Here is a 9,633-nt window from a genome sequence, read left to right as displayed (position 1 = left end):
CAATCGATCGAGACAGTTTCTTTGGGCGGGACCGGTTATGCCCGTCCCATGGTGGCAGGAGTCCGGCTTTCAGCCCCCTCTCAAATGGAATTGCAGGTGCTCAAACCCGGGAGACAATTGCCTCCGTTTGGGGCGCAGGCTCGCGGCGGGAAATATCCCAGCCGCCTCTACGAGTATGGAGTGGTCCAAGTCCGGGATCCCAGCTTGCCCGAGGCGGAGAATTCTTTTGTGCTGCGCAATATCGCAGACCGCTTTCTTCTGATTGAAGGCTATCCTTACCCAATCTTGCTGGATCGCGCCAACGGAGCGCTTGAGAGCATGGGTGTTGAGAGTGATCCCAGGACTCCTCTGGTGCTGAGCGAGATTTTTGAGCAGACCGATCCGGACGGGGAACTGGCCGTACGGTTCCGTTCAGAACCTGTGCCGGGTCGTTTTCCGGATTATAGAGTCCGGAGAGTCACGTTAGGCGAAGGAGAATCTGCATATCCGGTTGTGGTGATCGTGCCTTCCGAGATCAGGCACAAAGCAGAACGCATTGCCGAACAGCTGGTTGGGTCGGACGAAACCGGGGCAAGGGAAGGCCTCATTGCGCTTTTTGGCCCGGAACAGGGCCTCACAAAACTCAAGGCATTAAAGGCGGAGAAGGGTGCGGGGAAGAATGACCGCGTCCAAATTGTTAAAAGCCGGATTCTTGATTGGGCTGCCGGCCAGATTGCCGGGTACCTGGCAAGCGAAGAAGAGACTGCCGGGGGCCTGAGGGAATACTTTGCAGATCCGCAGGGTTTTGTGAACACACGCACCTTGGGCACTCCGGTTGCGGCCTTGGACAGCCCGCGGTTTGGGATGCCTGGTTCCAGCGAGCGTGCGGGCAACCCCGCTGCCCTGGCCTCTGCCTCAGGCTTGGGCATGAATTTTAAGGGAGGCATAGTGGACTACGAGGCTTTGGAGGAGAATTGGATCAGGGACCCTGGGATTCTCAAAGAGTACGCATCAAGAATTCAAGCAGTAGTAGACCGGTTGGATGGGGAATGGGAATTCACGGCCCCCGACTTTGATCGCCACCGCGGATCTCAGCCCGTTGTGTTCGAATTGCGTCACACGGACACGAACAAGAGGGTTGAGTTGCGGTTGACCGGTAATTTCAATGCCACTATGGCGACAAGCCGGGATGGTGAGCCGGAGATCGGGAGTTTCGTTATCCCAATCGAAGTCCTCTGGTGGAACACGCGTTTAGTCGGGGATCCGGCGGCTCCGTCTCTTTTGATAAGGTCTCAACTTGCAAATGAACTGCAGCACATTCTGGATGGAATTGTCCCGGTTCCGAATCAACGTATTGAACACGGGGTCTTTCCTGCAGATTTGGAGACCGAATTGAGACCTTTGGCCAGGGAACTGGCCACGTATATTTATCACGGCAGAAGGGCCTCGAGTCAGGAGTGGAGGGAGGCCAGGGACTGGCTTCAAAGTCAGGTCCAAGGAGCTGCCTTGCGCGCCGACTTAACTCTGCGATTGGCATATCGTCTTCAGTACTCGGAAAGGTTCGGGACTGGCCAAAACGTAGAGGCGATTATGACCCATTTGCTGGAGACTCAGCGGGATCTTTTAAAAGAGCATTTGCGGGTGCTTTACTCTGCGCGCATCAACCGGGCGACGCGCGCAGAACTGGGTCTGTCTGAAAGAGACTCTGCCATTTTGGAAGGACTGGCCCTCAGTGGAGGGTATGCGGCCGCGAAGGTTCGTTCGGCTCGCGGAGCAACCGAAGATCAAATGCCGGGTCTTGAACATGGTCCGGACAAACTTGCGACTGCGGTGCTGCGCAGGCACCTGCAACAGCAGGGTTTCCAGGTAGCCATTGTGGGTACGGAGACACGCAAAGTCCAGCACGATGAGGACGAGCAGTTCTTGGTTGGAGAACTCCTGGGTTCTCGCGATGGGGTGGAACAGGCGGTGCCTTTGGTTGCTGATGTGGTCGACGGTTCCCTGAACCAGGTAAGAGGCGAGGGAGGTGCTTCCAGCATGGTGCTTTGGGGGGAGTCTTTGGTGCCGTTGCCCTGCGATATGCGTGTTGCCGTCATTGTGTATGAGGACGACGAGCAGGGCTCGGTCACACGGGGATTGGATGCATTGAGCGGCGAAGAGGCCCGCGATCCGGGGCGAATTCTAGAACGGATTGCCAAAGCCAAGGGTGTGTCTCTTGAGAGTCTGCATCGGATCGAGCACTACGAGCGCTATCAGCGCAAGCCTTATCGCTCCTGGGTGGGACGGGCGATTCGAAAAATCTTGGGTGCAAGGGAGCCCGAGCGTCCTGTGGAAGAGGTGGAGTCCCCGGGCCTGGTGGCTGCGGCCTGGGCCGCCGGCCTGCGTCCTGATTTGGACCGGGAGTTCAATGAGGATCCCCATTCAGTGATTTGGGGCGTGGTGGATCCCATGGAGGCTCAGTTTGCCATGGCCGCAGTCCTCAAAAATGCAAGACTGAAGGCCGTGGCTTTTCCTTTGGGGGCTTTGGAAAAAGAACCGGGGGTGCTTGTTTCAGAAGAAGATTGGCCGGAGAAGGCCAATACCTGGAATTGGCAAGCGCCAAGGGCACTGGGTTTACTCAGGCGCAATCCCAACCGCGATAGCGCTGTGTTCACCCGCTTCAGAGGAGAGCTGGAAGCTCGTTTAAGAGAAAACGGTTTGCCTAAGAGGGAATGGGAAACCCTGACCCAACGGAGCCAAGACTTTGATGCGACATGCGCAGAGAAAGCCGCCGACACCCAGGACCGGTTTCTCAAGCCTGAGGATTTTTTTGCTGTGCGAGAGGACGGAACCTATGATGTGACTTTGGCTGTTACGGGTTTGGATGCGCAAAGCAGCTTCCAACTAGGGGGCGTTTATCCGGTGCGGCAGGGTCTGAGAGTCGAATCCCTTGTTTTGAAGGATGGTAATTGGAGTCGAGTCGAGCAGATACTGTCTGTGTCGCCGGAACTCGTGATGTCCTTTGTCGAGGAGTTCCACTATCACATGGGGGAGGCGCAGTCTGCTGATAGAGCAGGAGATACCCGGGCCCAGGATGCTTTGGACCACTATGAAGAAGCCTTGACCAAGCTGAGGATGGCCATCTACTTGCTGGATCAAGACGAGGCTCTGAAAGCGGAGTTGGCGCGTTATGTGCCGCTGCATATGGAAGAACATGTTTTTGAAATCTTTCGTCAACGGCTCCAGGCGATGGGTCTCAGAAATGAGGCCTTGGCAGGGTGGAAAAGCCACTTAGGCCGCTACACAGTTCCTGCCGCGGCTTCTATGCGTCAGGCCATTCAGCTGTATGAAGACACCCGGGCCTTTGAAATGGCTGAAAAAGCCCGCAGGGAACTGGCGCGGATTCTTCAAGCCAGTGGACGGTCGCAGATAGGCCGGTACACACATTGGCAGCTCCAGGCCTGGAACGATACGGCGCGGGAGCACTTCCAGAATGGATTGGCCAATCTCAGGGAGTCTGCGCAACTATACCTGGATTTGGGAGAAAACGCTGAATACCGGGAGATAACGCGTGAGATCAGAAATCTCGAAAGGGCGCTCAGCCAGATTCAGCTGATTGAGGAGGGCGAGCAGATCATGAAACAGGCGCGGGCCATGGCCCAAGGCCTGGAGATCTATGAGCTCTATCTCCGGGGATATGGAGACAGTCCTCCGGAAGCGGCTGACTATATTCGGGTGGCTGAAATGATGGAGCAGGCAGCGGACACTCGGTTTGCTCCTGCCTTATCTGCAGAGGCAACCATTGATGCTTTGGGACGCGCCCGCGGCTTGAGGGAAAAGGCAGCCCTCTTGGAGTGGCAGGCTGCGCAGGAGACAGAACGCAGGCCGGGCCGGAGGGACCTGTTTCCCGGAGTGAGAGATTTCACAACCGTTAATCCGGCCCGCACCGCCGAAATCCTTGCCGGGCAGCTTTAGTCCGGCTCTTAGCGTCTTCCGGGACTTTTATTAACGCATTGAAACTTTTATTAATGCCCGGCCACCTTGATTCCAATCATACTCCGCGTTATCTTTAAATTAGCTTTAAAACCAAAGAAAAACCGATTGGGGAGTCTTTTGACGGCCTTTCAAACGCACTCGCGGCGTCTGTCGTTGTTTGTGGCCGTAACTCTTTTCCCGCTGTTCATGTGCTTGCCGGGGAGTTACGCCAGCTCTCTGCCCGCTGATCCTTCTTCCAGACATAACGAAAAGTTGAATCATCCCTTTGGCCTTTGCGATCAATTCCCCAAACAGACGCGCATTGTAGTCCGGCTCAAATCCGATGCCGCAGGCCGGTTCAAGAACCAACTCAGGAAGACATCGCGCGGCAAATCCCTCCGGCAGCCGCTTGAGCCGTTGCCTTCTCTGGACGGAATCGCGCCTCTTGTAGAACTTAACGCCAGGCATCGCATCCGCAAGGCGCGGCGTTTGATCCGCAAGAATCTCCGGCGCCTGCAGCAGCATCCTGAACTCGAAGACTCCTTTGTATTAGAGGTAGACGCCTCGGCCGCGGATTTGCTTGAGCTGTGTCGCGGGTTGCGCAAACACGCGGATGTGGCCTGGGCCGAGCCGGACCTGGAGGTGAAGACCACGCGTTCCCCCAATGATCCGTACTATTCTTCCAGCGGCAGCTGGGGCCAGTCCTATGGGGATCAGTGGGGACTCCAGGCCGTTCATGCGGCGCAGGCATGGGACCGATCCACAGGGAATTCGAATATTACCGTCGCGGTGGTGGATACGGGATTTGATATGAAGCATGCGGACCGCGGCACTGTGTGGAGAAATCCGGGCGAGATCGCGAATAACGGGAGGGATGACGACAACAACGGGTATGTCGACGACTTGAACGGCTGGGATTTCACGCAATCGGACAATACGCCGGTGGATGGCGCCTTTCATGGAACCCATGTGTCCGGGATTATCGGAGCAGCCACAAATAACGGCCGGGGAATGGCGGGTGTGATGTGGCAGAGCTCTGTGATGCCTTTGAAGGGTTTGGCCGACAACGGCGTGGGGTATTCCTCCTGGCTGGCAGAGGCCATTATCTATGCAGTGGATAACGGAGCGCGTGTCATCAATAACAGTTGGGCGGGTAACGGGGTTTCACAGACCCTCGAAAGCGCGATCGACTATGCCGCAGCCAACGGGGTTGTGGTGGTGGCCTCCGCGTCCAACGACGGCGCGGATCTGTGGCTGGATCAAAGCATTCCCGCCAGTTATCCATATGTAATTGCCGTGGGTTCTGTGGGGCCCGACAGCCGGCGCAGCTACTTTTCGAATTTTGGCGCGGGACTGGATGTGTTGGCTCCGGGCGAGCAGATTTTGTCCCTTCTTGCGACAGACGGTCAGGACCCTTACGGCGGTTCCGCCACAGTCGGGAATTATTATCTTCGCTTGTCCGGGACCTCCATGGCTGCCCCGCATGTTGCGGGTGTGGCAGGATTGATTCTTTCGCGGCGGCCTCAGCTTTCCGCGCAGGAGGTGCGGCAGATTTTGCGTTCCAGCGCGGCGGACCTGAACGACCCGCTCGGTGAAGGCGGGAATCTGCCGGGATTTGATTTGTGGTCCGGCTACGGAGTCTTGGATGCGAATGCGGCGCTGCAGATCGACCAGATTGCCACAGTTGAAATTACTTCGCCCTCCAATTACACGACCCTCAAGGGCACGGCGACCTTGCGGGCTCAAACTCAGAATGCCTCCGGCTGGCAGGCCTATCATCAATCTCTCTGGCTTGGGCAGTGGACCCGGATTGCCGGCGGCAGCGGCAGCAGTGTGGCCGTGCCTCTGGATATGGATAATTTGGGGCCGGGAGATCATTTGCTGCAGGTGCGGGCTTCAGGGACCGGGGCCACTGCTTTGGATACGGTTTTGGTGCGCGGGCCGCGGCTTTACGCCGACGAGATGGCAACGCGTTATCCGGCATCTGTGGCCTTAGGCGCCGGGGAGAGCAGTTCTCTGGGCGATGTGGACGGGGATGGAGATTTGGATATCCTCGGCTGCCAGTCCACCACCGGAACTCTCACGCGGATTGTTCAGAACTTTCTCTTGATTAATGACGGGACAGGGCACTTCACCGACCAGAGTTTGCAGCGCTTCCGCTTTCTGGGCTCCACCTCCAGCACGGCCAATGAGCTGGCCGACATGGACAATGACGGCGACTTGGATATGATCGGCACCAACGGGGACAGTGTGGTCGTGATGTATAACGATGGCGCGGGATATTTCCGGAACACGAACACGGCCTTCACGCTCACGGCCATCGGGTCCATTACTTTGCTGGCAGAGGATTTTGACGGCGACGGGGACCGGGATGTTTTTGTGTCGCGCTGGGGAGCGGATCCGGGTGAACAGAATCAGCTTTTCCTCAATTACGGGGGAATTTTTGTCGATCAAACGCTAAACCGTTTGCCCCGGGCGCTTACCCAGGACCGCGGGGCGGATGCTGCGGATGTGGACGGCGACGGCGACCTGGATCTTTATCTGGCCCTGAGCGCAGCAGATCAGCTTTGGCTGAACAATGGCTCGGCCTATTTCAGCAACAGGACCAGCACGCGGATGCCGGGCATGCCTGCGGACATTTCAGCGGATGCGGTGTTCTTTGACGCGGACGGCGACGGCGACAAAGATCTTTTTGTCAGCACCATTGGTTTTTCCGGGGCTGCAACGGTTCCGGAGCGGCTTTGGATCAATAGCGGGCAGGGGAGTTTTGTTTTGTCGCCCAATGCTTTGCCGGACGCAGGGGATGCTTACAGCATGGTTGCCGCAGCAGTGGATGTGGACAACGACGGCGCCATGGATATTTTCTCCGGGCATGGTTACGGCAATGCCCGGTCCAATGTGGTTTTGAGGAACGAGGGAGGCCGTTTTTCCGACATCACGACAGTGGCGATTCCTCCGGATGCGAATTGGACCCTGGACGCGGATGCCGGGGATCTGACCGGAGACGGACGGCCCGATATCCTGCTCACAAATATTTTTGGCGAGGATGCGCTTCTGGTGCATACGGGTCAGTCCCTTCGAGGCGGTGGATCAGGCGGCGCAGATCCAGCCCCGGAGCCGGATCCGGAACCGCCGCCGCCTTCCCCGGATCCGCCGGCTGCGGGAGAGAGCTTTGGTTGGGAGTTTGACACAGCCGGGGATTTTGAAGGCTGGGAATCGATCCGGAGTTTGAGTAATGAGGTTGTGAGCGGGGGCCGGTTGCGGGCTGTGGTGAGCGGCACAGACCCGCATTGGCGCAGCGCGGCCGGTTATACTCTGGACACGGACTTGTTCCGCACGCTTCGCATCGGGTACACGCTGACCAGCTCCGATGCGGTAGCGCAGTTTATGTGGGCGGAAGGGGATTTGATGCCCGGCAGCGGGGGGCGTTGGATTGAGTTTGTGGTGACCGCAGACGGGAGCCCGCATGAGGTTGCGGTGGACCTGAGCGCACAGTCCACCTGGACGGGCATTGCAACTCAATTCCGCCTGGACCCGTTGAAAGCGCCTGAGCTTGGGGACGCGGTATCCATTGACTACATTCGTTTTTCGGATGAGGTTTTGCCGGCTCTGCCCACAGGCGGCGTTTGGGAATTCAATAAATCCGGGGATGCCGAGGGTTGGATGCCGGTGCGCAGCTTGAGCAACCAGGAAGTCCGATCCGGATTTTTGCACGCGGATATCAGCGGGACAGATCCTCATTGGCGCAGCGCGCCCGGCCAGAACATCAATGCGAGCCAACAGAATACGCTTCAACTGGGATATCGCATGTGGAGCAATGATCGCATGGCTGCCTTCATGTGGGCCGCGGGTTCGGATGTGCCGGGCGGGGGCGGGAAGCGAGTGGAGTTCCCGGTGATTGCGGACGGAACTTTGCGCGAGGTGTCGGTTTACCTGGGTTCCAATGCCTTGTGGTCCGGGGTTGTCAGCCAGGTGCGCCTGGATCCGCTGCAGAGTCCGGAAACCGGCGATTCCGTGGACATCGATTATGTCCGTTTGATTCAGAGTTCCGCAACGCCCGCTCCGGCCGGTGTGTGGGAGTTTAATGAGAGCGGGAATTTTGAGGGCTGGATTTCAGTTCGGAGCTTGGGTTCCGAAGCCGTGAGCGCAGGCCAGTTGCGCGCCGTGGTTACCGGCACCGACCCGCACTGGCGCAGTGCCGCGGGCCTGGAAATCGACTCCGCGCGAAAAACCCGCGTGGAGATTCGCTACACACTCAACAGTTCCGACGCCTTGATGCAGTTCATGTGGGCTGAGGGGACCCTGATGCCCGGCAGCGGCGGACGCTGGATCGAATTTCCGGTGATTGCCGACGGCAATCCCCATACAGCCGCGGTGGACCTCAGTCAGAAATCCACCTGGAGCGGCATTGTGACCCGTGTGCGGCTTGACCCCCTGAAGAACCCCGCCCCTGGTGATTCCGTGGCTATCGATTACATTCGCATCGTCGAACCCTAAGCATATTTGATATACTCGGTGCCAGGCACCGGTGCCTGGCACGGGTGCCTGGCACGGGATTAGGCAAGGTGTCAGGCACCACAGTCCGGATAAGATGCTTCACAAGTGGTGCCTGATACCAGACTCAGTGCAGACCTGACACCGGGGAGAATACAATGCATTTCCGCACCATCCAAATTCCCGTAGTAGCTTTTGTATTGTTTCTTGCAGCCTTTGCCCTTTTGCTGCTGGAGCGTCCGGTCTTGAGCTTTGACGACCCGGACATGGCCAAGCTGGGCAAAAAGATCGACCAGGTTCTGGCCAACCAAGAGCAGGCTCTTGAGTGGCAGAAGCATGTGGATACGGAGCTGGCCGCCATTAAGGTCCGCGCGACGCAGCGCTAAGGGACAGGGAAAGCTTGTGATTCAGACCGATAAAGGTGGCAAAACATTGTCATCCCCGCAAAAGAAAGTCTTTTCCGGGTGGCCTATTGTCATCCCCGCGCAGGCGGGGATCTATTTGGTGGTTCTCTTTGGTATCCTCCAATACTTTGTTTGTATTCCTGAATCCGCTGCCGCTGTGCCGGAAGAGCGGGAACTTGTGCGCATGGACGGCACCCAAGCAGCCATGCAACGCGCCTTTCCCATCATGGAAACGACTCTGCTGCTGAAGCTGGATCCGGACGCTGAGACGATCCGCCGCATTGAAACGCGTTCAGGTTTGGATTGGGACAAGACCAAGGTGCGGGTCAAGAAGGTGCTTGACCAGCGCCACGTCGCAGGATTTGTGGTCATCACGCAGGGCACGCGCGGTTCCGAGCCGTTGAAGCTCTTTTGTGCCGTGGATCCGCTTGGCCGCATCCTGGACGTGACTGTGATGGAGGCGCCGCAGGATTACCGCTACTCGCTGTGGAAGGACCGGTTCCTGCGTCGAGTGGTGGGCAAGACCGATTTTTCCAAGGTGGAACTCCAAGCTGACCTTCGAAACTACCCGGATCGAGGGGTGGAAGCCGTCTCGGCCCACACCCATTTTTGTTTGGCCGTGGTTGAAGTGCTGGGACTCACCACGGCTCCGGGCGGCACAGCCGGCCTCAATCGCGAACAAGTACCCCGCTAACCCCTGAATCTGATTAGCATCATATTCCTAACCCAATAGACAAGAAGATGTTCTGTTATACTCTGCCACGATTACAATAAAATGATAAATATTTAACATAAGTATTGG

The 9,633-nt window shown here is 57.5% G+C and carries 4 protein-coding genes; all 4 read left to right on the top strand.

Features of this window, described 5'->3' with window-relative positions; all coding sequences use genetic code 11:
• Positions 1–3,933, top strand: a 3,933-nt coding sequence (locus tag JW937_06350) for a hypothetical protein (GenBank protein MBN1587030.1), incomplete at its 5' end; no start/stop codon positions are given.
• Between the two features lie 138 nt (positions 3,934–4,071).
• On the top strand, positions 4,072–8,430 hold the full coding sequence (locus tag JW937_06345; GenBank protein ID MBN1587029.1) for a S8 family serine peptidase: 4,359 nt from the start codon (positions 4,072–4,074) through the stop codon (positions 8,428–8,430).
• A 155-nt stretch (positions 8,431–8,585) separates the two neighbouring features.
• Positions 8,586–8,813 carry a hypothetical protein gene (locus tag JW937_06340; GenBank protein ID MBN1587028.1) on the top strand — a complete coding sequence of 76 codons (228 nt, stop codon included), beginning with the start codon at positions 8,586–8,588 and terminating at the stop codon, positions 8,811–8,813.
• Between the two features lie 16 nt (positions 8,814–8,829).
• Complete coding sequence (locus JW937_06335) at positions 8,830–9,525, top strand: hypothetical protein (GenBank protein MBN1587027.1); 696 nt, start codon at positions 8,830–8,832, stop codon at positions 9,523–9,525.
• The last annotated feature ends 108 nt before the right edge of the window (positions 9,526–9,633 follow it).

This window comes from Candidatus Omnitrophota bacterium (assembly GCA_016929445.1).
GTDB lineage: Bacteria > Omnitrophota > Gorgyraeia > JAFGIU01 > JAFGIU01 > JAFGIU01.
This window is presented reverse-complemented; position numbering and strand designations above follow the sequence as displayed.

Excerpts from the sequence above, each read along its gene's own strand:
- JW937_06340 (MBN1587028.1), top strand. The coding sequence starts at position 8,586 with ATGCATTTCCGCACCATCCAAATTCCCGTAGTAGCTTTTGTATTGTTT.